Consider the following 24,236-nt stretch of genomic DNA (forward strand, 5'->3'; position numbering starts at 1 on the left):
GTGAGATGACGCGGTTTTTTATTGCTCTAGATCCTAAATATATATTGATTACAGCTATTTTATAAATTTTAGTTACTCTTTGAAATAGATTGTTAATACTATGTTTTTTATGAAATTTTTAATTTTTAATTTTTACTAAATTTCTATTGTTCTCATTCGTCATGTCGACAGTATTGGTAATAATTCTTATTTAATAAACATTGTGAGGATCGGATGAAGCAGTTTTCTAAAGTTGCACAGGCGGTAGGTTTAGGTATTTTGGTTGGTACAACTGGGTTTGCGTACGCGGACGATGTAATCAAAGTCGATGCACAGGAACTTGAAAAAATAGAAGTACTTGGCAAACACTACCGTAATATTGGTGCAACGGGATTACCGCTTGCCATTGGTGATACACCACAAGCTATTTCTTTAATTGATGCTGAGTATATCGCATTGTATGACTTAAACTCTGTGGGTGATGCGCTTGAGCACAGTGCGGCAATTCATACTGATCCTTCACCTTCTGGACGTGATCGTTTTGCGTATTCAAGAGGCTTTGCGATGAACCGTTATTTAGTTGACGGTATGGTATCGGCGGGTCGTACCTTTCAAAGTTCATTGCTTGATGCCAGCATGTTTGAGACGGTTGAAGTGATCCGAGGCTCAACGGGTATGCTACAAGAAGTAGGTCAGCCGTCAGGGACTGTTAATCTTATTCAAAAACGCGCACAAGAGAGTTTTTCAGGTTACGTAAATGCTGAGCTAGGTTCTTGGGGTAAGCGACGAGTAGAGGCGGATGTGACCGGTGCGCTGACAAGCGATGGTTCAGTAAAAGCACGTGCGGTTGCGGTTTATGAAAACGCAGATTCGTTTCAAGACCGTGTTAATAGTGAACGTAAAGTGATTTATGGGACAATCAGCGCTGAGCTAACTGATGACCTTTCTGCTTCACTATTCTGGTCGCAACAAGAAGATGAATTAGACGAGTTTTCAAGTGGTTTACCATTTAGCTATAGCGATGGCTCTGCATTTAATGGTGATGCCAGTCACAATGATACTCCGAGTTGGGTGTATGAAAATGTCAATCAAGATAATGTAATGGTTGAGCTACAATATAGTTTGAATGATGATTGGTCTATTCAGGGCCGTTACCACCGCTCAGATGTTGATTCAGAGGGTATCTTTTTTAGTGGCGATTCATTACCCGATGTTGAGTCTGGATTATATCGTTCCTTCATAAACCACTCTGATCGCGAGAATGAAAGTGAACGAGCTGAACTCAATCTAACAGGTAATTTCACGTTGTTAGCACGTGAGCACCATGTGACGTTTAGTGTCGCAGATGCTAGCTTTTCAGAAGTTGAAACGCGTGCATTTCCAAAGGGTTCTCCTGATATCAATGCGAATGACCCTAGCAGTAGCGTAAGTATTCCAATGCCTGTATTTTCTGAACCTTCAATCACTAATTCAGAGCAAGAGTCTAAGAACTACCGTATTGCTGCTAATTTAAATGTGGCTGAACCTATTAATATTCTATTAGGTGCAAATTATAAAGATATTGACTCACGTGCAGGCGCTGGCCATGTATTGAGTGATTGGGTCAACAACAGCGATACTAGCCTATACATTGGCGCAACTTATGATGTTACAGAAGCGGTTTCTGTTTATAGTAGTTACACCGACATTTTTGAACTCCAAATGGTATTCGACAAAAACGGGAACTTACTCGATCCAACAGTCGGTAAAAATAAAGAGATAGGGGCACGTTATTCATCGCTCGATGGCAATTTAAATATTGATCTCGCTTTGTTTAAGATTAACCAAGAAAATTACGCTATTAATGATACAAGTGCAGCGGCAGCCCGTATCTATAAAACGGTTGATGGTGTTGAGTCCAAAGGCTATGAAATTGAAATCAGTGGCTATATCAATGACCAATGGCGTGCATCAATCGCGTATAGCAATCTGAGCCTAGCAGATAACAATGAAGGCCGTATTTCTAAAATTGTGCCTGATAAGGTGGCTAAATTTAATACGGATTATGAATTTGATGGCCTGTTTGCTGGATTAACCCTTGGTGGATTTATTAATTGGACGGGTGAGAGGCATGGCTTTATTCTTGCCCCAGGTAAAGGCTTTGAGTACCCACAGTTAAGTGCTTATACTGTCATTGGTTTAGTGGCGAGCTATGACGTGACGGATAACTTAAATGTCAAAGCGAATATTAATAATGCGTTTGATAAAGAGTATGAAGGTAAAGTGGCATGGTTTAGTAGTAGACCGGGCACGCCTCGTAATTACTCAGTACAGTTAAATTATAGGTTTTAAGACCGTCAGAGAGTGACACCCAAAAAAGGAGGCATATGCCTCCTTTTTTGTTAATGAGAAACTGAATTTAATAGACTTAAAAAGTAGCGCCGCCATCTATCGTGAGCACTTGCATGGTGGTGTGTGAAGAAAGCTGTGAGGCAACAAAAACAATACTACGAGCTATCTCATCAGCGGTGGCAATTTTTTGTAATGGGATCCCTAGTTTATATTCTTGGGCAAAGCCAGCAATGACATTATTAGCACCAGATTCATCCTGCCACATGCCCGTTTGCATGGGGGTCAACGTGGAACCAGGAGCAATCACGTTACAGCGTATGCCATAATTAGCAAGCTCTAACCCCGCAGTGAGTGTTAACTGAGTAACCGCCGCTTTGGATGCGCAATACGCTGCCATTTTTTGTCTAGGGGTATTCGCTGCATTTGAACCCACCGTGACGATGCTGCCTTGTTGCGTGGTTTTAAAGTGTCCATAACAGGCTTTTATAAATAAAAAAACGGCACTGTTATTAATGGTTTGGCATTGCATCCATTGAGCGAGAGAGAGGTGTTCAATGGTTTCGAACTCTAAAACACCTGCGACATTAATTAAATTATAAGGTGCCAAACCTTGAGCAATCAATTCACTTAATGTTGCTGCTAATTCCGTTAATTTTGCTAAATCACACTGCACAGATTTATATAAGCAAGCGGTGTCGCTGAAGTGTTTGTCAAAGCCGATGACTTTGGCTCCTAACTTTGCGAAATGTTGTGCGGCACTGAGCCCAATCCCTTGACCTACACCCGTTATCCAAATAATTTTGTCTTGGTATTCGGTATTTAATTGTGTATCAAAAGACATGTTTAGGCTCCTGTATAAGGCATTTTACAAGTTCAGATAACGCAAGAGTAGGCTGGTTTGCCCAGCGTATCGCAACGTCAAAAATCTGTGCTTGGATGGCATTGACTTGGCTTGGCTGATACCGTGCTTCATTCACATCAAAGTCAATATTCGCAGGGGTATCACCCAGCAAGTGAATTTGCAACATGATGTCATCAGTGGTGCCTGCACTGAGAATATGGCTATGCGTTTCAATGCCTGCATATTTCGGATTGCTGGAAAACGGTAGTAAATTAATAGTTGGACCAAAGACAGTCAATGATTTTCCTTGCTTCTGTCGGTCGCGTTTTAAAGATTCAACACGGTAGCTTTGCAGCTGCTTTAACGCTTTTATCTGGTGGTTCACTAATGCGGTGATGTCTTGTAATGTCATCTCAGGTGCTAAGTTTAGTGGCAAAGGTAATACATTGCTTTGTACACAGGGCGCAGACAGTTCTGCCATTGACTGGCGGTTCATCATGATCAGGCCAAGTGTGACGTGATAATGCTGAGTTTTGGCAATTAATGCGGTTGCGATCGCGGCTAATAGTATTTCTGAGCTACTTGAATTAATTAGCGACGCTGCTGACTGAATGGTTTGCCACTGAGCACGCGTAAATTGCTGGCTAGTCCGTATATTTGCAGTAGTGACGTCGGCTTTACTGTCACTAAAACTGTGGATTTCGCCTATATCATCAAGCCATTGGTTTAATGTTTCGCGTGCTGAGTCAACTGTTGCTAAATAGGCGGTTTGTTGCTGTGCCTCAAGTAAAGTTTGTTGATCAGAAAAGCGTAAATTTGGCAGTGCTTTATTTTTCATGAGTGCGTTATAGCTGCGACTCAATGCCTGGCTAAAGAGGCCAAATCCATAGCCGTCTAATAATAAATGATGCGCTAAAATCATCAAATAATCTTGAGATTCTCCCCTAAGGAGCTGCAACTGCATTAATGGTTGCGATGATAAATCAAATGACTGAGAGAGCTTTGGAGCCATAAATTGTTGAGCATATTCAGCAATGTGTTCAATATCATGTTCAAGTTGAATGATCTCGATAACAGGGGTGTTATGTGCTGGTTGTAGCGAGGGTGTGTAATCCGCATCATGGGGAAAGCGACAACTTAACGTATTACTGGCTTGCCAAACATGATTGAAAGCATGTTGCAGCGTAGTTGCTGCAACTTTACCTTTGAACACCATACATTCAGCAACATTAAATAACTCACCTCGGCCACTAATGGTGTGGAGTAGCCACATGGCATGCTGAGATGTCGTCAGTGGTAGAGGTTTTGCTATTGTATGGGTCATTAGTCGTCCTTGCGTTCTTCTAGCAATTCAACCCACGCAGAGAGGGTTGGAATTTGCGCTAGTTCGATAAAGTTAGTCTCAATACCTTGTTGTTGCCACAATGCAATCAGGTTCATGACTTGAACTGAATCTAACCCATAGTCAATCAGGCTTTCGAATTCATCAAATTCGTCTGGTTCACAGTCAATAAGTGGCAGAATGTGTGCTTTAAGCCCGTCAAGAGAGGTTAAGTCTAATGTTTCTTCACCTAATACTTGCGCAGTATTGACGACTTTTCCGCAGCGCTGTGCAACGAAATTCAGCGCCATTTGATGTTCATCATAACTAAAGTCAGCAACGGCATCGGCTATGACAAATGGCTTAATATCACGCATAAAGGCATCAACGGCGGTGGTCATCACACCAATATGCGCATAAATGCCGACGATGAGTAATTGGTCGCGGTTTGAGTTTGTTAAGCGTTCTTCAAAGTCACACTTTTGAAAAGCACTGTAACGCCACTTGGTTAAAATAATGTCTTTGTCAGTGGGGGCAAGTGCATCAATCACAGGTTGTTGTGTTGGATCTTGTAGACCATCCCCCCACATGTCACGAAGTAATCCGCGCTCCTGAGTACCTTGCTTAATAGGCTGTGCAGTGTAATAAATAGGAATGTCGTGCTCATAGCAATAGTGTTTTAATGCTTGAATATTGGCGATAACGGCATCGATAAGCGGGTTATTTTCACCATAAAAGTTAATGAAATAATGCTGCATATCATGGATAAGTAACGCAGCTCGCTGTGGATCAACTTGCCAATCAACGCGGTTGTTTGGCAGTTGTGCTTCTCGTGGTAATGGGTAGTGACTTAACTTTGGAATACTCATAATTAATCTTATTGTTGTTCAAATGTAGCACGCAGTGCTTTCTTATTGACTTTACCTACTGCGGTTAAAGGCAGTGCTGCAACGAATTGGAATTTATCCGGTACTTTAAAATCAGCAATACCTAATTGGCGTAAGTATTTTCGCAATACTAAGGCAGATAATTTAGTTGGTGGGTTTTCTTGCAGCACGATAAATGCGCAGCTTTTCTCGCCGAGGGTGCTGTCTGGCATCGATACTATTGCCACATGTGCAATGTCGTTATGGCCTAGGAGTAAGTTTTCTACCTCTTCGGCGGCAATTTTTTCGCCACCGCGATTTATTTGATCTTTGTCTCTACCTTCAACAATTAAATGACCTGATGGCAGCTGTTTAACCAGATCGCCTGAACTATAAAACCCTTCATCATCAAAGGCGTCAGCATTATGAAGCGGAGATTTATAGTATCCTCTAAAAGTGTATGGGCCGCGTGTAAGCAGTCTTCCTACAGTGCCTTGTGGCACGTCATTCCCTTGTTTATCAACAATTTTAATTTCGTCATCAGGGCTAATGGGTTTCCCTTGGGTGTTGATCACAGACCAGATGTCATCATCATGACGAGTGTAATTAACCAGGCCTTCAGCCATACCGAATACTTGCTGTAACTGACATCCTAAAATAGGTTCGACTTGCTCAGCAACTTTAATACTCAGCTTTGCGCCACCGACTTGGATGAGTTTTAGACTGGTTAAGTCATACCCTGCTTGCGCCGCGTGACTCAGCCATAGTTGCAACGCTGGCGGCACTAACGCGGTATGGGTAATTTGGTAGTGCTCGATTAATGAAAAGCAGCTAGTTGGGCTTGGATCTGGTGCAAGTACCACACTTCCTCCAGCATGGAATACGCCAAGTGCACCGGGAGAGCTTAGCGGAAAATTATGCGGTGCGGGTAAGGCACATAAATAGCGCGTTTCACCATCAAGTTGGCAAATCTCAGCACTGGCAACCACACTGTATAGGTAGTCATTGTGAGTACGTGGTATCAACTTAGGAGTGCCGGTACTGCCTCCTGATAGTTGAAAAAAAGCAACGGCACTGGCATCTAAATGAGTAGGAGTGAATTTCATAGGTTGTTGGTAAGCCTGCTTTAACTCACTGTTACCTTTATGATGATCAAGTAATAAGGTGGTTAAACAGCTAAAACGTTCACTTAGCCGATCACTAAATTGATTATCTAAAAATAAAGCATGTGATGACGATGCAATTAATAACTTTGGTTGTAAAATTTCGCAATAGCTATTCAACTCAGTTTGCTGATGGTTAAATAAAGCACATACTGGTGCAACGCCTAATTTTAATAAAGCAAAGAAACTAATATAATATTCAATACAATTAGGTAATTGGATCAGAGCTGTATCACCAGCAGACAACCCTTTTTGCTGTAAGTAGGCGGCTAAATTGTCGCTATAACTAGCCAGTTCTCCATAGCGAATAGACCGACTGCCATCAGCGACAGCAATGCCTTGTGAATTGGTCTGCAGTTGTTCATCAAGTAGGCTGGTAAGCGGCTTATCTTGCCAATACCCTTTACGACGATAACGAGCAGCTAGATCGTCAGGCCAAGGAGTGTATTCAATTGTCATAATGGTAACTTTTTTGAAGAGAATAATAAGATTGCTGAATGCCTAATGCGTTCAGCATAGTGTTTAGTTTTGCTTCGGTTTCTTGCCATTCTAAATGTGGTTCAGAGGCCGCAACGATCCCTGCCCCTGCAAAAAGTCTTGCTGTGTTCTTTTGTATTTGGGCGCAGCGGATAACAACGACCCATTCACCATTACCATATTTATCACACCACCCGATAATGCCTGAAAAATAGCCTCGGCTTTGCCCTTCAAGGGCTGCTATTTGTGGATAAGCCTGAGTTGTTGGCTTTCCACAAAGTGCGGGAGTAGGATGTAGTTGATTCGCAATTGATAATACGTGAGTATTGGCGTCATGCAGCGTGCCCGTTAGCTCTGTTGATAAATGCCACATGGTGGCAGTGCTAAGTAAAGAAGGCGTGAGGGGGGTGTGTAAGGTATTGCAAAAGGGAGTCAAAACTTGCTCCATGTCTTCAATAACAACACTGTGCTCAAAGCGATCTTTATTTGAGGCCAATAATATTTGTTGGCGTATTAGCTCCTCATTAGGACAGCTATGGCGCGCAATTGAACCAGCCAGCGGGTTGCTTAGTACTTGGTGATCGTTTTTATACAGTAGGAGTTCAGGGCTAACCCCCATTAACACACTTTCGTCTGATACTGGAAACGAAAAATGATAACCGCTTTGGCTTTGTTGTAATAAATCATGAAGTAACTGCTCTTTATTAATTGCTTCTTTAAAGCATAAATCGACTTGTTTACTTAATACTATTTTTTCAAGCTGCTCAGTATTAAACAAAGTTTTTGCATGTGAAACCGCATGTTCAAACTGTTGTTTGGATTGTAAATAACGCAGTGATTGCAAGTGATTTTGGGGATCTTTATAAACACTCAATTCGGCGTTTAGACAAGCCGTAAAAGCCCCTTTATCCCAACGAGTAACCTGCTTAGGAATAATAAACTGTGCCTGCTCTGATTTACAAAAAGGCAATACACCAAAAGCAAGCGTATCATCACTATAAGCGGCTAGTTTTTGACGAAGTGAGTCAACTAACTCAGCGGTATCATCGATTTTAATACTGAATTTATCAGCAATACCTTGGCTGGCTAAACAGTATTTGGAAGAGACAAATAAACAATCATACTGACTTTGAAAGTTTAAAGTCGAGCGTGAGTTAGCACTGTCAAAGGCATGTGTTGCGTACATAAAAGCTCCTTACTCGCTGTTTGCGTGATAGCTAAGAAATAAATCCATACAGAGGTTATTAACGTTTTCTCCAAGACGAAAAGTGTTGGCAAAGATTTAGTCCTCAGCGCCTGTTTAAAGCGTAATGATCAATATGGTGAGACAGTTTAGGGCAATCATTACAATAGTGTTTGGCTGGAAGCTCATGTAACAAGCAGCATTCGTTGCGTAGTTGATAGGAGTCATTATGACTGTTGATGATAATAGGTTTTTTATAAAGAGGGTTTATCCTATCGCCAAGCTTTGATTGCGTTAGCAAAGTTGATTTATCATTCTTTAAGCGCGTATTTGGCCCTATGGCTGATTCGATTGTGGTTAAGAAATGCTTGATCCGAAAGGCACAATTACTCCATAACACTTTAGGCGCTATAGAAAAATGTTTGTGCAACCAAAGGTGTAGGGGGGCGAAGTGATCAAATATTAGCTCTTCATAGCGATCAAAGGTTTCAGTTTTTGGGCGTAGGTTTCCCTGATGCAGTAATTGTAACTGTTGTAATTGGGGATCCCAGTAAACTGCCTCCAGTGCTAGCGGGAGGGGGCGTGCTAATACGCTATGAGAGGCTAATATACTGGGTAAAACTCGTAGGGTGTAATGCATATGCCAAATTGATGCTTGTGCTCTTGGCTTTGTCACGTTTTGCGCCAAGGTAAAGTTCTGTATCGAAGACATAAGCCCATTTGGGTCTTGCATAAAATTATCAAGTGTTGGATTCTTTGTAGTGGTAACTAATGTTACGCCCTGAGCATAAGGTTTAAATGGCCCAGAAAAATATGACTCTAGTACAGGTAGCATAAGTCTCACTGTGAATAGCAAAAAGTGTGTTTTTCCTTCAATGTTGTAATGACGAGGTAAAGGCTAATTTTTTTAGTTTTTTATCGTCCTGTTACTATATAAATTAAATTTAGGAACGACAGTGCTAGGGGATTTAATTAAGAAAACACGAGGGCGCTTTATTGCGACGGCGTTAAGTAGCGTATTATTTGGTTTAATGAGTGTGTCTTTGGTCGCGCTTATAAACGAGATAATTAATGGTAACGCACAGCAGCGAAGCACGCAGTTTATCTATTTTGCGGTCTTAGCGAGTGGTGGAGTGATCTTACAGTTAATTTCCAAATTAGTGTCTGAGCAGTTAAGTGAGCAAAGTCAATCGGTTATTCGCCAACAAGTTGCAGAGCAGGTCATAGGCGCTAAGTTGTCTAATTTAGAGCAGCTAGGTGCTGCAAAAATTAAATCCTGTTTAACCGAGCATAGCTTAAATGTGGCTAGCTTTTTTCAAAGCTTACCCAATATATTAACTAACGCCGTAATTGTAATTGGTGCATTGGTTTATATGGCATGGCTTGATTGGCGAGTGTTTATATTTGCATTACTAACTCTGTTTTTAGGCTCGTTAGGTTATAGCCTCGCTAATGTAAAAGCATTTAAAAAAGTAACCGAGGCTGCCTCTTTACAGGATCAGCTATTTAGTCATTTTGATGCAATAACGGCGGGTGCGAAAGAACTTAAGTTGAATAAAGCTAAGCGCACCTTGTTTAAAAACCAAATTTTAGGCCAAGCAATTACATTACTTAGAGAGCGTCGTTTGCAAGGTGCGACAATTTATCATATAGCCTCATCATGGGGTGGGTTTATGATATTTTCGTTTATTGGTGGTGCATTGTTTTATCTCAGTCAAACAACGGATATTAATAGTGCAAAAACAATGTCGGGCTTTGCGTTGTTATTCTTGTATATGTTAACGCCTTTAGAAGTTATGTTAGATGCGATCCCGCGAGCAGCATCAGCTAAAGCGTCTGCAAACTCAATATTAAAATTAACAACGAAGTTAGATCAAGTTACTGAGACGGAAAATCTTCCTTTAACTCACTTTTCTAACTTAACAATACAATCTCTCAGTCATCGTTATTACCATGAACAAAGTGATGAAGTGTTTTCTTTATCACCTGTCGATCTAACCATAAACCAAGGGGAGTTGATTTATTTAGTGGGCGGAAATGGCAGTGGAAAAACGACATTCGCCAAAGTATTGTGTGGATTATATGAAGCAGATCAAGGCAATATAATTGTTGATGGAAAGCACGTATCAATAAACGAACTAGATAACTACCGCCAATTATTTAGCACTATTTTTAGTGATTATCATTTATTTGACCAGCTTTTAGAGAACAACGCACATGCATTGGAAGCTCAAGGTAATCAATTAATTAGAAAACTCAATTTACATCATAAAGTGCAAATAAAAGATGGAGCCTTCACCACGCAAAAACTGTCACAGGGGCAGCGTAAACGTCTTGCTTTAGTTGCTGCTTATTTAGAGGATCGCCCATTTTATTTATTTGACGAATGGGCTGCCGATCAAGACCCCGTATTTAAAGATGTTTTTTATACAGAGTTGTTACCAGAGTTAATTGCCAATGGTAAAACAGTGTTTGTGATCACCCATGATGATAAATATTTTCACCTCGCTGATAGGTTATTAAGGATGGATAACGGCCGTTTAACTGAGTTGAATAATGTGGATAAACAGAGCGCTGCATGTGTCTTGTGACACTTGCGGGGAAAGTGCTTGGGTTATTTTAAAGCAACTGCTCAGCCCTTAGTCATTTTTTAAGATCGACTTGCATGATCATTTTAAAGCGTTACGCTAACTGCATTCCTTCTAAGTTAGCATAACCAACATGAAAATAAGTGGTCTTGATATTGAAGCTAATATCGACAACATAAAACAACAAATTGAAGCGGATAAAACATTGTCTGCTTTGATGCGCACGACATAATCAACGCGGGCCAACGAGCAAGATAATCAGGTGTGGGCAGAAATAATGCGCCAATTTTTAGTGATCCTTAATCAAACAGTACTTGATGAAGGGGAGGATGCTCAGCCAACAGCAACAAATTGACTATCAATCAATATCGCGCCATTTTAACAGAAGGTGAAAAAGAAAGCCCTCCCCAATCCCACCAGTAGCAGGTAAGCGTGGCAGACCAAAGAAAACAAAATCACGAAACTTACTAGGGCGACTGCAAATTTATGAAGGCGATGTACTTCTATTCATGGTCGATGAAACGACTCTTTTTACAAATAATCAAGACGAAAATGACTTGAGGATGGCAAAGGTTCAGCAAAAAATATCAGGGTGCTTTAAAAATTATAATCAAAAGCTACAAGTTAAAAATAGAAACTGTTATTATTTTTGTTTTCAAATTGGATTTGATCACAATGAAGCCCTTTGTACTATTCCTTATTTCGTTCGTTACTTTACTTACTAATAGCTACGTCCATGCAAGCCCGCAACCTTTTAACCCACAAAAAATTGTGGTTGCAGGGGGCTCAATAACGGAAGTTATTTATGCGCTTGGTGAACAACAGCGCATTGTTGGGGTTGATAGCAGTAGTATTTTTCCTGCTGTCGCCACTACACAGCCTCAAATTGGCTATGTGCGTAAAATAAGCGTTGAAGGGATATTGTCATTAAACCCTGATATTATCCTTGCGGAAGCCGATATAGGCCCTAAAAAAGTAGTAGAGCAATTAAAACGTACCGCTGCTAATTTGGTTATTTTGCATGAAAATGATAGCTTTTGGCGTATTGAAAATAAAATAGAACAAATAGCCAGCCTGTTGCAAGTCCAGAGCAAAGGAGCGGAGTTAGCGCAAGCGCTAAAAGTAGATCGTGATGCCTTAACGCATATTTTAGAACAAGCAACGACTAAACCTAAAGTCTTGGTTATTCGCAGTAATCAACTAATGGTCGCAGGAGCTGATACTACGGTAAATGAGCTCGTTAGTATTGCTGGCGGTAAGAATGTGATGGCGTCTAGCGTAACTAACTGGCAGACAATATCTAGTGAAGCTGCGTTAGTCTTAAACCCCGATGTGATTATTACCATGAGTATTGGTGTGCATGATCAGCAATCAAATTCAGAGCTTTTAAACGCGTTTAAGTTTTCCAATGCAGTTAAAAATAAACGCGTGCATAATTTTGATGTTGCTTATTTGCTAAGTATGGGCCCTCGAACGCCGCAAGCTCTCGTTGAATTAGCACATGCTTTTTATCCTCAAGCGCAATTACCTGATGGATATCAATATAGATTTTTAAAATCAGCAGCTAATAGCGCTAAATAACCTGAGTTCATCAGGTTAAAGAATCAATGTGTGAACAAGCCTCTCTATTTGCATAAACCTTGTTTTCTCAAGTGTCTTATTGTGGTTTGATGTTTTCATTAGCCAAGCATGGGCATCATCAAGTGATGCAACGACTGCACCGGGTATACCAAAGGCTTTTTGTACACTCATTTTTTGCATTCGTTCAAATTGTTGCTCGGGAACCACAATAAGCATTGCTTGAACATGCTGCTGCATTTGCTCTGCTGCTCCCTCTTTTAACCATTTTTGCGTAGCTGGGCCTGCTCCTTTTGGGTGCTGTAAAGATGCCTCATCGTTGTAAACACGAATAACTACGAAGGGTTCAGCTTTATTAAACCAATCATCCCATGCTTGCAAGGAGTTTAAATGCATCTCGAGTGTGCATTCACCTTGCGCAACGGTGACGGCTAATGGCCAGAGGCTATTATCGTGCTTTAGAATTGCCATATTGTATGAATCCTCGTTATTGTTTTATAAAGGGTTTATATACCCAAGCCACCTCAAGATGCAGAATTCAGCGTTTCACAGAGGCTTAATATCAAGGCGTTACTTGCAACAATGGCAGTCCCTTTTAAGAAATAACAACGCTGAGAGTAAGTGCCTGTGAAACGCCCAAAAGGTTGGTTTAAAAGCGATTTATATTTGGTTATTGATTTTAATAATAGAACCACTATTACTTGCAATCAATGCCTTGCCTAAATCGCTTTTAATTCCAACTGAAACACCCATCTTGAGATGGTTTGGGTATACAGCAAGCGAGCCTGCCGTGTAAATTATTAGTTAGATCAAAATGTATACTGTAAACCAGCGCTAATGGTTCGTGGTTGAGTTAAAACGGCTTTATCAAAATGGCTGTCTGGTTCATTACTGTCAGCAGGGGCTGTACCAGGATATAGCGCAACAGGCGCATCTTCATCAAGAATGTTACGCACTGAAAGGTACAGTTTAGCCTGCTCTGATATTAAATAACTTAAGCTAGTATCAAAGGTGGCAAAAGCGTCTGTTTTACTGCCTTCATCGTTTGAAATATTGGTATACCAGCCATCAGTGTACTGACCACTCACATTAATAACCCAATTATTTGACTGCCATGTTCCGCCTAACTTCATAGAAGCAGAAGGAACCATAAATAATGAATTTCCTTCTAATCCAGAGCCTGGATAATCAGTGATTTCGGAGTCTAATAGTGCGAAGCTACCGTAGAGGTTAAATTGCTCATCAATACGCCAATCTGCGCTAAATTCAAAACCAACAGTGGTAACTTCGTCTGCGTTTCTTACCACATAAGCTTCATCACGCGTATTTTCGGGTGTTAAATCAAAGGGCAATTGCATATCTTTATATTGCGAGTAAAATAAATTTTGCGATGTGCTAACGCTATTGTCAGCCCATTGTTGACGACCATATAATTCCAATGAGTTTACGTATTCTTCGTCGTATTCATAGTTCACAATAGGTGCACCAAAAGAAATACCTCCACCTCCTGCGTTATAGCCACGAGATAATTGCAAACCAATTGTATGTCCATCGTTGACTTGATAACTAAGGCCAAGCTTTGGTAAGAGGGCGCTGTAATCATTATCTGATTCAATTTTCGCTATTGCCCTATCTGGATCGCCACCTTCACGTTTACGGTTTTCTTTTTCGTAGCGTAAACCCGCGGTTAGCTCAAAGTTTTCACTAAATGGAAATGCGCCCTCTGAGTAGATTGCAAAATTATTGGAATCATCAGTAAAACTCTGTTTTACAATAAACTGAATCCAATCATCTTGTTTAGAGCTATAGTAACGACTACCAATAACCCATTGTGCGCCATTATCACCTTGATAACGTAAGCGCGGCTCTACCACAAACTCCTTAGTATCAACATTAGCTTTAGAGCCGTCAGGTGTTGATTTACGCTCAAAATTAAAGTCTGTTGCTGATGCCGTTACTTCCAGCTCTAGTTGCTCATTTATTGAAGCGCTGTATTCAATGCCTAAGCTTTTTGTATGTGTAACATGTACGGGTTGTTGTGGAAAATTAGAGCGTCTTTCACCAAACGGGTAATCAATAATTTCACCATTTGGGCCACTGTACTTGTTGTCGTTTAGTGTGATTACAATACGTGTATTATATTCGTCATCGCCTTCATAGAGTAACTTGCCTCTGATAGCACGACCTTCCATGTCTGCAGGGTCTTCAACGCCAACATAGGGGTCATAATCAACAGAAGAGCGACGTTCAAATTGGTCAGCTGCAATACGCAAAGAAAATTGCTCTGTAAGCGGCTGATTATAAGTGGCTGATAGGCGTCTTTGGTCTAAATTTCCTCCTTCGGCGCGAATTGTAAACTGTTGTTCGAACGTTGGATCTTGCGTTTCAACGCGGATAGTACCTGCGATAGCATTACGTCCAGCGAGTGTGCTTTGTGGCCCCCTGAGTACCTCAATCTGATTGAGATCCCAAATACCTAAATCGCCAAATACTATTTCGTTATAAGTAGCTGATCTACCGTCAATTTGCCAGTTTAGCCGTGCTCTGCTGCCGGCAAAAAATGCATTGGCATTTTCAGCGGCGCCAGTACCATCAATCCCTCGAACTGTGGGGGCTTTGCCAGTGCCTGTGACCATAGTAATATTAGGGATTTCACTTAAAACATCTCTTACGGTTCTAAGCTCAGGGCGGTTTTCGAGTGTTTTGGCATCAAAAACAACAACACTATTGCCACTTTGTAGCAAGCTTCTTGATAACAATTCACCGGTAACTTCTATGACAGTCATTTGATTTGCAGTCTTAGTTTCTTCAGTATTTGCTAATGCTGTAGTTGATACTAATGCTGCAACAGGGATTAAAACGTCCTTAATTTTCACCTTCTCTCCGTAGCGGTAATGGTAATTGTAATTGTTATCAATTGTACTTTTGTTACTTATTTTGTGCAACAACTATACTGTTACATTTTATTCTGCTGGTTGTTGGTGATAAATTGGCTAGCTTGAACTTGAAAAGGCAAGTTAAATACGCATTTGCACTAAGTGCGTATTAATAGTGTAACTATATTCACTATATAGCTTTAATTGTTGAGGTAGAAAAAGTGCTGGATGGCTGAGTTCACAAGGGCGTTTTAAATTCGCACTCCGTGAGTACAACAGTATTATTACATTGATAAAATACGGTTAAGCAAGTGCCTTGAGGCACTTGCTCTGAGAGTGTTTTCGTTATTTTAAATTGTAGCTGTTGCTCATTAAAAGCAATAAGCTTGGCGGCTTCAAAACCAAAAAACTGCTTTACGCTTGGATATAACGCTTTAAAAATACTTTCTTTAGCTGAAAAAACAATCGTTAGTGGGTGCGATATTTGCTCAGCCAGTTGCTTAAACTGTGAGTATTCCTCTGGATGCAAAATTTGCTTTTGTAGTTCTTGTTCTTGTTTGTCACTCATCAATTGCTCTATATCAATGCCTATTCCAGCAATATCCGCACGGTGGCATGCCATCGCCATGGCGATTCCTTGCGTGTGAGTAATGCTGCCAATAATATTATCTGGCCATATTGGCGCGCGATCATTACCTGAAAGAATATCGCAAGGGTGAATATTGAGTGAACTAAGTACCTGTTTTGCACAAAAACGGCCTGCCAAATATTCAGCTTTTCGTTTTGCTACTGCTTTTTGTAGTTGTGGCGGTGAAAAAATCTGATAACGAAAAAAGTCATTTTCAACAAGAAAATTATTATCAAACTCATAGCAAAAAGCGTTGTAGGGAAGTTGGGGAGGAAGCTGAGTATAAAGGGAAAATTCCATGAGTGATTTACACTTATCCTTAGAGTAAAATTAACATCTTGATAATACGTTAAAAATATAATAAATACAGTAAACGCCACGACTTAATTGTTACCTTTTAGCATATTAGCAGTAGACGAGCATCACTCATAACGTTAACTTGGAGATGCATTTTTAATCGTAAAGAAAAAGGAATATATATGATTGGTTATACAATGTTTGGCACGAATAATTTTGCCAAAGCGGTGGTGTTTTATGATGAGTTACTCGCTTTATTAGGAGCGACACGTTTTTTAGAGACCGATAATTTTGTCGCGTGGAGCAGTGGTGCAGATAAGGCTGGTTTTTCAATAACAAAACCTTATGATGGACAGTCTGCAACAGTGGGCAATGGTACGATGATCGCGTTAGCTGTAGAGAACCCAGATCAGGTTGACGCATTTTATGCCAAAGCAATTGCATTAGGTGCAACAGATGAAGGCGCACCTGGTCCGCGTGAAATGCCTGGATTTTATGCGGGCTATTTCCGTGATTTAGACGGCAATAAACTCAATGTATTTTGTTTTATTCAAACAGCTTAAATTTTTATACTCAAGGATTGAAGATGAGAAGATCAGCAGCGCTGTGGTTAGCATTAGTTTTTGCTATGCCTGCTGGCGCGCAAACACACGGTTCTAACAAGGATGATAAGATTGCGGTGAGCTTATCGTATGATGATGCCTTAGCGAGCCAACTTGATAACGCAATACCTGCGCTTAATAAGCTTGGTTTTAAGGCGTCGTTTTATATCTTGCCCGATGCGCAAACGATGCAGTTCCGTATGAATGAGTGGAAAACTGTTGCCAAACAAGGCCATGAGTTAGGTAATCATAGCTTATATCATCCATGCAGTGGCTCAAAACCTTACCGTGAATGGGTCAGTGATGAACATGATTTAGATCGCTACACCCGTGCACGTGCAATACGTGAGGTGCTTAGCGCGAATGTATTTTTACATGCAATAGATGGTAAAACGCAGCGTACATTCACACCGCCTTGCTTTGATACACAAGCAGCAGGTGAAGACTTTATAGAGCCGCTTAAGGCGCATTTTATCGCAATTAAAGGGGTTGATGATAATGGCCGCTCAGTTTTATGGGCTCCATCGAATGTTACAGGGCAACAGCTCATTGATTATGTACGCAATGTCTCAAGCCAAGTGCAACTTATAAACATTATTTTTCATGGTGTTGGTGGGGATCATTTAAGTGTATCGGTTGATGCGCATGCACAGTTACTGGATTATTTAGCAGCTAATACAAATAAGTATGACGTTGACTCATACATTAATATTATGCAAAAGCAGGCGAAGGAATAAGCTGTGTTTATAGGTGAAATGGCAAAGCGTTCAGGTGTTTCGGTCAAAGCGATTAGACACTATGAAAACATTGGACTGCTAACAGATATAACACGCCAAGGCAGCTACCGTATTTATGATAACGCTGATGTCGAGTTTGTCACCCTTATTAAGCGCGCGCAGTTATTGGGTTTAAGTTTAGCGCAACTAAAAAGTTTAAAAGTCACTCGTCATGACTTAGATTGGCCAGCTGTTGTGGAATTACTCGAAGCAAAAAAGCAGCAAGTATTGGATGATATAGCTGCACTTGAGCAACAAAAAAAATTGCTAGATTATTATCACCAAGACATAAAGATATGCTTAGATAAGCTTGACTCTGCCCTCTAGGGGAGGGTGTATGCTGCTGCTTTTAAAGGAGTAGTTAGTATGAAAAGAAATATATTAGTGATTGATGCAAATCCAAAAAGTAGCAGTTTTTGTGATGCATTGGCAAAAGCATATGTAGCGGCAAGTCATAGTGAAGTACAATACCTGTCTCTCAGTACTATGCAATTTAACCCTGACTTAAGCAATGGTTATGACAGCGAACAGCCATTAGAGCCTGATTTAGTCGAATTTCAAGCAAAGTTACAATGGGCTGAGCATATTGTATTGTTTATCCCTGTTTGGTGGGGCGGTTTACCTGCAAAATTTAAAGGGTTGATTGACCGTACTTTCCTACCTGGTTTTGCATTTAAATATCAGCCTAATAAAACCATTCCCGATAAACTATTAAAAGGCCGCACAGCTGAAGTTGTGTTAACCCTTGACACTCCCGCTTGGTATTATCGTTTCGTCCAAGGTGCTCCAGTGACTAAGCAGCTAAAACACACTATTTTAGGCTTTTCTGGCATTAAAGTTATCTCAACTGCATATTTCGGTCCAATTATCAGTTCAACGCCAGAGCTGCGGGTTGAGTGGTTAAACCAAGCCGCAAAACTGGCAAGAAAATAAAACTACTAGGGAGTGTTGACCTTTCGTGATTGATTTTGCAGCAGTATGTTTGGTATTTAGGCAAGGCAGAGCCTATGTCGTGTGGTTGTTCCCCATAAATAGGTGATAACGCAGTATAAATACCAAACATGCGCTGCCCAAAGGGTTCTTCCTAGGGGCGATTGACTCTTTGTTACTCGGTTTTTACTTAGCCCGCTAGGTTACAAACCTCGCGCCGCGATTAAATCGCCCCTAGGTTGAACAAATTTCAATCCACAAAGGTCAACACGCCCTAGGCAACTGGTTAATTCTAGGACTTAAAAAGCCATGTTTGACTAAACAAACATGGCTTTTATAATTACCGCTTACCGCTTACCGCTTACCGCTTACCGCTTACCGCTTACCGCTGTTAATAATCAAACTTATGTAAGGTAAAAAGACTTTGCACTCGTTGCCAAGTTTTACCAGGTTTACCGGTGCCAATAAGTGTGTCATTAATTTTTATCACAGGCCCGACCTCTTTAGTTGCACTGGTGATCCATACTTCATCAGCATCAAGAAGTTCTTCTTTGCTGATCCTGCGCTCGTGTACTTTAAGCTCACTGTGTGAGTGAAGAATATTGATAATCAACCAGCGGGTGATCCCTGGCAAAATCTGATTATCTAACGGTGGTGTACTTATTACGCCATCTTTAACAATAAACACATTACTTGAGCTGGCTTCGGTAAGTTCACCAAGACCATTATATAAAATAGTTTCTTTATTGCCGGCCGCCGCGCCATGTTGGTAATGTATTACGTTACCCAATAATGCGGTTGATTTTATATGGCATCGTTGCCATCGCTTGTCTTGCTCAAGTGAAACCGTGTATGTTGTGGCTGACTCTATAATGCTTACAGGTTGTTCGGGTATCTCAAACGCATAAGCGAATACAGTGGGTGTAATACCAGTAGGGTAAGCATGAGCTCGTTTTGTATCAGCACCGCGACTAACATGCAGGTAAATACCAAAGTTTTTACCTTGGTTTTTGTTACATAGCTGATCGCAAATTATACGCCATGTATCTGGCGTATAATTAAGCACAATTTCCAGTTCATTTAAACCATTGTTCATACGCTCTATGTGTGCGGTAAAGCCAAGCATGTCACCATTGTAAGCTGGGATCACTTCGTAAATACCATCACCAAATAAAAAGCCTCTATCCATAGGCGAGATTTTGGCGTGCTCAGCATCCATATAATCGCCGTTTAAATACACCGTACTCATTGTAAATCCTCATTCTGATTGGCAACACCGCTAAGCTGACGTAGTCTTGCGATGAGTTGTTGGCCATGCGTGGCATGTAAGCCATCTTCGGTTAATTCATTTTGCTGGGTAACACCATCTACACTGCCACGCTCACTTAAGTACTGTAAAATACCCAGCGTATTAATATTGGCGAGTAAGTCCTGGTTGTGCCAACGACTTAAAAAAGCGATCAGGCCATAAGCAGCCCAATTAGATACATCGGCTAGCAGCAGTTCATCGCAGCAAGTAAGGCTAGGCGTAATACTTAGCTCAGACATATATTGTGATAAGTTGCCCATACCTATTTCGTTGCCACCATCGCCAATGGCTACAGTTGGGCAGGGGGCTTGGCTCACAAAAAAATCAAAACAACCACAATCTGCAGATATATCAATGCCACGCATATTGTAATACTTATTACCATGGCATAGCCCTGGTCGCTCTATTGACAATACACAATCTGGTTTTAAAACAGCCAGTGCCGTTTTGCTAAAGGCCATAGCATCAACAAAGTTATTAAGGGGGAGTTCAAAACAATTAAAGTCATTTTTTAAGGCGGTGTAAAGGGGGTTTCCACATACTAGAATCGGCTGTTTACCAAGTGCTATTAATGCGTTATATAAAGCAATTGCCCCCACAGGGCCATCAGTTTCAAAGGTTTGCTTAACAGCAAAGCCAGTGCCAATTAGCACCGTTTGTTTTGCGTTAAATAATGACTTTGCAGCGCGTAAATAAGTGCCGGTAAGTTGGTGCGCATACAGGCTTTGCATGCCACGCAAATTCTGTTCAATCATCATGTTCTCAATGGTATGACTTAGCTGCTCATCACTTACTAAGTTTGGCATAGTGCTTTGATCTCTTGAATAAGAATTATGCCAGCTGCGTTATCGCCATGCACACATAGACTATCAGCATGTAAAGGGAGTTTTTTACCAGACTGTGTTGTTACACAACCTGTAGCGAGCAGTTGTTTGACCTGCGAAATTAATGCCGGTTTATCATGCACGCTGCCGGCAACTTTTCGTGAAACGAGAAGTCCATCGTCGGTGTATTGGCGATCAGCAAAGGCTTCTAAAATTAATGTTAAGTGGTACTTTTTTGCCAGTTGCTGATGGCTTTTTGCATTCGCAGTGGCAAGTAGCATCAGCTTTAATGGACTTGGATAGCTGGCAATGGCTTGCATGACGGTGGTTAATATTGTTTCATCAGTCATCATGTCATTATAAAGCGCACCATGTGGCTTCACATAGCTAAGTGCTAGCCCTTGCACTTTAGCCATACCTTCAATTGCGGCAATTTGGTAGTGTAGGCAATTAGTCAGCTCTTGCGGTGTTAATGTCATTGAACGCCGACCAAACCCTTGCTTATCAGGGTAACTAGGGTGGGCACCAATAGTTACAGTGTGCTGTTTAGCAAGCGCTAAAGTATACGCCAAAACATCGCTGTCACCGCCATGAAAGCCACAAGCAATGTTTGCCATATCTATATGCGGCATAACAGCTTCATCGAGGCCCATCTTCCATGCTCCATAGCTTTCACCTAAATCACAATTAAGCTTCATGTTTGTTTCCGTTTAAAATGCAGATATATGAGCGTTTTGAATATCAGTGATCAGCATATGACCAGGACTATGCGTTATGCAAAAATCAGGTGCGGCATTGGCAATTGCAACTTGAGGTGTAACACCACAGGCCCAAAATACAGGTACTTCACCGTCTTTTATTGTTACCGATTCACCAAAGTTTGGGCGGTTAATATCTTTTATACCGATAGTCGCCGGATCGCCAAAATGCACAGGAGCACCATGCACATCCGGAAAACGACTACAAATTTGAATCGCGCGTATGGCATCAGCAGGCTTCATTGGTCGCATGCTCACAACCATATTTGCTTGAAAAATACCTGCACTTTCACAGGGAATATTAGTCATATACATAGGCACATTTTTGTGTTCTGTAATATTGCGAATTTCAATACCAGCTGCTTGCAGCGACTCTTCAAAAGAGAACGAGCAGCCAATTAAAAAAGTTACTAAATCATCGCGCCAATGCTCTTTTATATTAGTGACTTCTTCAATCAATTGGCCTTGTTTAAAAATCCGATAACGTGGTAAGTCTGTGCGAATATCTAAATCATGCGCAACATTTGGGATCGTGATAGCACCAGGAGCGCTACTACTAGCAACAATCGGGCAAGCTTTTTTGTTTGCTTGGCAAAATTGTAAAAAATCAAAAGCATACTGCTTGGGCAAGATCACTAAGTTAGCTTGTACAAAGCCTGGTACAAAGCCTGATGTGTGGCCTGTGTAATCTTCATTACGGATCATATTCCTGATAGCGTAAGGCGTAGTGAGCGAAGCATTATGTTGCATAGTATCCTCTTAAGCGTAAATTTAGTGGTTATTTTCACTAATTGTCACAGGTAGCACACCTTGCGCAGGTGCTTTGCCTACAAGCACTTTTGCAAGCGCAGTGAAAGCAGGGCCTGATACTTTAATGTTATTATCTACATCTATGTTATACGCATAAGTAGCTAAAATTGCATCACTAAATTGGCCAAACTTCGCAATATCATAAGGCGCTCTAAGGCTAATAAAAATGGTCTTTTTATTAGCCTGTCGCGCTTGCTTAAGAAGGCTCTCAAGCGCCGCGGTTTGCGCTGACTTAGCAATTGCAAATGCTGGGTTATCAGCAAGGTCATCCATACCGCCAATTTCTACCGCGCTTTGATTTGGAAACGCATTACCAGCAATAATAATATCAGCTTCAGTAATGGCTTTTAATGTAGTTGCTGGCTCATACCCTTGCAAGCTGGTACAGCTGAACGAAACAATATGTTGGGTCTGCGCAGCAATTGCTTGTTGAAGTGCAATGCACTTACGCGTATCGGGCATTATGATATGTACTTTGCTATTAGCCGTAAGCTTAATCGGTAAAGTGTTTTTATCATTTTTAACTTCAGTAATTGCCGCAAGCGCAAGCTCGGCTTCGACCTTTCGATGACTAGCATTACCTAAAATATGGTGTGCTTTTTGTGTTGCGAGTGATTCATTCAGCTCGGTAGTAAGTTTAAATTTATTTTTTAAATTAATGATACGTTGAGCAGATATATCTATCTCTTTGGCATTTAAGTTACCTTTTTCAACCTCGCTGACTAATCGCGTTATTAACGTATCAAGTACGACTAAATCCTTTGGGCTACGGATTTCAATCGGCATTAAAGCAATATCAACACCGGCTGCAAAGGTGTTTACAACGGCTTCTATAGGCTCAAAAAAGTGGCTAATACCTGCCATATCAAGCGCATCAGTGATCACAACACCTTGATAACCTAACTCATCACGTAATAATTTGGTGATTATTTTACGCGACATAGTGGCTGGTTTGATCATGGTTTTGCCATCTTTACTAACAAATGTACTGCTATCAAGCGCTGGGTACTGGATATGCGCTGTCATGATCATACCGGGGTTCTGATCTTTAATAATTTGTTGAAATGGCGGTAAATCTTGCTGCCAAATCGTTTCTTTATCATGCATTACTTTTGGTAAACCTGTGTGGCTATCAACACTGGTATCGCCATGCCCCGGAAAATGTTTTAGTGAAGTAATAACGCCATTACCTTCAAAACCTGCTACTTGGGCAGCACCTAAAATACTCACTAATGCAGGGTCTTCACCGTATGAGCGTACATTGATCACCGGGTTATCAGGGTTCATGTTTACATCAACTGTTGGTGCGTAATTAACATTAACCCCCACCGCTTTTAGCTCATCTGCGATCACTTGCGCAGATTGTGTTGCAAACTTAGTTCCGTGAACTGCATAGCTTGCACCGATTGACATATTACCGGTAAATGAGGTGGCAATATCTCGAGGAATGCGGGCAACACGTCCGCCTTCTTGGTCAATAGAAATAAATAATGGGGCACCTAAGCTAGACTTTGCAGCCGCTTGTTGCATGGCGTTATTTAATTTAACGATTTGTGAGATATTCTCAATATTTTCAGCAAACAAAATAACTCCACCAATATTATGTTTGGTGATTACTTTAGCTAAGTCTGCAGGTAAGTGAGTGACAGGGGTACGGCACTTTTTCTTAATAGAATGTTCGCTGTCTTGTTCACAATAATAACGAAAATCAAGCATTAGCTTTTGGCCAAGCTGTTGCTCAAGAGTTAATGTGGTCGCTGCAAAGGTCGATTTCATTGGTAATAAACACCCTAGTCCAAAGATAATTGATGATATGGCAAACTTATTTAACACAGAAGGCTCCTAAGCTAAATTGCTTATTGTTGTTTTGAATAATTTATTCCTAATAATAACGTTAAAAAAGATTAAAAGGCAAACTGATTCTAGCACACTCATATTTTAAATATAAATTCAAAATGTATCGTTAAACGCTATTTTTCTTTAAATAAAGCATGTAGATTAAATCTTAGAGGGAGCTGAAAGGACTCGAACTTTAAATTTTCCGTAATAATATATTCCAACCTGTAGTATGTATGGAATTTATGGGGGCGGTAGCAATA

General features: G+C 40.8%; 22 protein-coding genes. 8 read left to right on the top strand and 14 right to left on the bottom strand.

Annotated elements, in window-relative coordinates; all coding sequences use genetic code 11:
- Positions 1 to 213 precede the first annotated feature (213 nt).
- Positions 214 to 2,310 (top strand): TonB-dependent siderophore receptor, encoded by a 2,097-nt coding sequence (locus tag HJP15_RS01615; RefSeq protein WP_170172914.1) that lies wholly within the window; start codon positions 214 to 216, stop codon positions 2,308 to 2,310.
- Between the two features lie 76 nt (positions 2,311 to 2,386).
- Here the strand turns inward: HJP15_RS01615 and HJP15_RS01620 are convergent, their stop codons facing one another.
- From HJP15_RS01620 to fhuF, 6 genes are all read right to left on the bottom strand, one after another.
- The gene (locus tag HJP15_RS01620) at positions 2,387 to 3,151 is read right to left on the bottom strand and encodes an SDR family NAD(P)-dependent oxidoreductase (RefSeq protein ID WP_170172915.1); all 765 of its coding nucleotides are present in this window, start codon (positions 3,149 to 3,151) and stop codon (positions 2,387 to 2,389) included.
- Positions 3,141 to 4,475: a condensation domain-containing protein gene (locus HJP15_RS01625; RefSeq protein ID WP_170172916.1), complete on the bottom strand. Its 1,335-nt coding sequence runs from the start codon at positions 4,473 to 4,475 to the stop codon at positions 3,141 to 3,143. The genes HJP15_RS01620 and HJP15_RS01625 overlap by 11 nt, the downstream gene beginning before the upstream one ends.
- The gene (locus HJP15_RS01630) at positions 4,475 to 5,341 is read right to left on the bottom strand and encodes an isochorismatase family protein (protein ID WP_170172917.1); all 867 of its coding nucleotides are present in this window, start codon (positions 5,339 to 5,341) and stop codon (positions 4,475 to 4,477) included. The genes HJP15_RS01625 and HJP15_RS01630 overlap by 1 nt, the downstream gene beginning before the upstream one ends.
- Positions 5,342 to 5,349: 8 nt before the next feature.
- Positions 5,350 to 6,960, bottom strand: a complete 1,611-nt coding sequence (locus tag HJP15_RS01635) for a (2,3-dihydroxybenzoyl)adenylate synthase (RefSeq protein WP_170172918.1) — start codon at positions 6,958 to 6,960, stop codon at positions 5,350 to 5,352.
- Positions 6,950 to 8,164, bottom strand: coding sequence for an isochorismate synthase (locus HJP15_RS01640; protein ID WP_170172919.1), 1,215 nt, complete (start codon positions 8,162 to 8,164; stop codon positions 6,950 to 6,952). Before HJP15_RS01640 ends, HJP15_RS01635 begins: the two co-directional genes overlap by 11 nt.
- A gap of 103 nt (positions 8,165 to 8,267) precedes the next feature.
- Positions 8,268 to 8,996 (bottom strand): siderophore-iron reductase FhuF, encoded by a 729-nt coding sequence (gene fhuF / locus HJP15_RS01645; RefSeq protein WP_169327553.1) that lies wholly within the window; start codon positions 8,994 to 8,996, stop codon positions 8,268 to 8,270.
- A 121-nt stretch (positions 8,997 to 9,117) separates the two neighbouring features.
- Between fhuF and HJP15_RS01650 the strand changes: the two genes are divergently transcribed.
- The 3 genes from HJP15_RS01650 to HJP15_RS01660 all read left to right on the top strand — a co-directional run bounded on the left by HJP15_RS01650 (position 9,118) and on the right by HJP15_RS01660 (position 12,330).
- Positions 9,118 to 10,752, top strand: a complete 1,635-nt coding sequence (locus tag HJP15_RS01650) for a cyclic peptide export ABC transporter (protein ID WP_170172920.1) — start codon at positions 9,118 to 9,120, stop codon at positions 10,750 to 10,752.
- A 407-nt stretch (positions 10,753 to 11,159) separates the two neighbouring features.
- Positions 11,160 to 11,474: an IS66 family transposase gene (locus tag HJP15_RS22390; RefSeq protein ID WP_170172981.1), complete on the top strand. Its 315-nt coding sequence runs from the start codon at positions 11,160 to 11,162 to the stop codon at positions 11,472 to 11,474.
- Positions 11,425 to 12,330, top strand: coding sequence for a heme/hemin ABC transporter substrate-binding protein (locus tag HJP15_RS01660; protein WP_170172921.1), 906 nt, complete (start codon positions 11,425 to 11,427; stop codon positions 12,328 to 12,330). Before HJP15_RS22390 ends, HJP15_RS01660 begins: the two co-directional genes overlap by 50 nt.
- A 15-nt stretch (positions 12,331 to 12,345) precedes the next feature.
- Here HJP15_RS01660 and HJP15_RS01665 read toward each other — a convergent pair whose 3' ends face one another.
- From HJP15_RS01665 to HJP15_RS01675, 3 genes are all read right to left on the bottom strand, one after another.
- The gene (locus HJP15_RS01665; protein ID WP_054203971.1) at positions 12,346 to 12,798 is read right to left on the bottom strand and encodes a hypothetical protein; all 453 of its coding nucleotides are present in this window, start codon (positions 12,796 to 12,798) and stop codon (positions 12,346 to 12,348) included.
- Between the two features lie 338 nt (positions 12,799 to 13,136).
- Positions 13,137 to 15,203, bottom strand: coding sequence for a TonB-dependent receptor domain-containing protein (locus HJP15_RS01670; protein ID WP_170172922.1), 2,067 nt, complete (start codon positions 15,201 to 15,203; stop codon positions 13,137 to 13,139).
- A 238-nt stretch (positions 15,204 to 15,441) separates the two neighbouring features.
- Positions 15,442 to 16,131 (bottom strand): 4'-phosphopantetheinyl transferase family protein, encoded by a 690-nt coding sequence (locus HJP15_RS01675; RefSeq protein WP_170172923.1) that lies wholly within the window; start codon positions 16,129 to 16,131, stop codon positions 15,442 to 15,444.
- A gap of 179 nt (positions 16,132 to 16,310) precedes the next feature.
- On the opposite strand from HJP15_RS01675, the gene HJP15_RS01680 reads away from it, so the two are divergent.
- From HJP15_RS01680 to HJP15_RS01695, 4 genes are read left to right on the top strand one after another with little or no spacing between them, the layout of a single operon-like run.
- Entirely contained in the window at positions 16,311 to 16,691 is a 381-nt protein-coding gene (locus HJP15_RS01680) for a VOC family protein (protein WP_054203974.1), read from the top strand.
- A 23-nt stretch (positions 16,692 to 16,714) separates the two neighbouring features.
- On the top strand, positions 16,715 to 17,467 hold the full coding sequence (locus HJP15_RS01685; protein ID WP_249365774.1) for a polysaccharide deacetylase family protein: 753 nt from the start codon (positions 16,715 to 16,717) through the stop codon (positions 17,465 to 17,467).
- Positions 17,468 to 17,470: 3 nt separating this feature from the next.
- Complete coding sequence (locus tag HJP15_RS01690) at positions 17,471 to 17,833, top strand: MerR family DNA-binding transcriptional regulator (RefSeq protein ID WP_054452502.1); 363 nt, start codon at positions 17,471 to 17,473, stop codon at positions 17,831 to 17,833.
- A 39-nt stretch (positions 17,834 to 17,872) separates the two neighbouring features.
- A complete protein-coding gene (locus tag HJP15_RS01695) occupies positions 17,873 to 18,439 on the top strand; it encodes an NAD(P)H-dependent oxidoreductase (protein ID WP_170172924.1) in 567 nt (188 codons plus the stop codon).
- A gap of 388 nt (positions 18,440 to 18,827) precedes the next feature.
- Here the strand turns inward: HJP15_RS01695 and HJP15_RS01700 are convergent, their stop codons facing one another.
- The 5 genes from HJP15_RS01700 to HJP15_RS01720 are packed head-to-tail and all read right to left on the bottom strand — an operon-like array spanning position 18,828 to position 23,913.
- Positions 18,828 to 19,685, bottom strand: coding sequence for an aminotransferase class IV (locus HJP15_RS01700; RefSeq protein WP_054203977.1), 858 nt, complete (start codon positions 19,683 to 19,685; stop codon positions 18,828 to 18,830).
- Positions 19,682 to 20,551 carry a glutamate cyclase domain-containing protein gene (locus HJP15_RS01705; RefSeq protein ID WP_170172925.1) on the bottom strand — a complete coding sequence of 290 codons (870 nt, stop codon included), beginning with the start codon at positions 20,549 to 20,551 and terminating at the stop codon, positions 19,682 to 19,684. The genes HJP15_RS01700 and HJP15_RS01705 overlap by 4 nt, the downstream gene beginning before the upstream one ends.
- A complete protein-coding gene (locus HJP15_RS01710; RefSeq protein ID WP_170172926.1) occupies positions 20,539 to 21,267 on the bottom strand; it encodes a 5-oxoprolinase subunit PxpA in 729 nt (242 codons plus the stop codon). The genes HJP15_RS01705 and HJP15_RS01710 overlap by 13 nt, the downstream gene beginning before the upstream one ends.
- A gap of 12 nt (positions 21,268 to 21,279) precedes the next feature.
- Entirely contained in the window at positions 21,280 to 22,077 is a 798-nt protein-coding gene (locus tag HJP15_RS01715; RefSeq protein ID WP_169327550.1) for a putative hydro-lyase, read from the bottom strand.
- A gap of 21 nt (positions 22,078 to 22,098) precedes the next feature.
- Positions 22,099 to 23,913, bottom strand: coding sequence for a glycoside hydrolase family 3 protein (locus tag HJP15_RS01720; RefSeq protein WP_170172983.1), 1,815 nt, complete (start codon positions 23,911 to 23,913; stop codon positions 22,099 to 22,101).
- Positions 23,914 to 24,236: the final 323 nt, after the last annotated feature.

This window comes from Pseudoalteromonas sp. NEC-BIFX-2020_002 (genome assembly GCF_013002825.1).
GTDB lineage: Bacteria > Pseudomonadota > Gammaproteobacteria > Enterobacterales > Alteromonadaceae > Pseudoalteromonas > Pseudoalteromonas neustonica.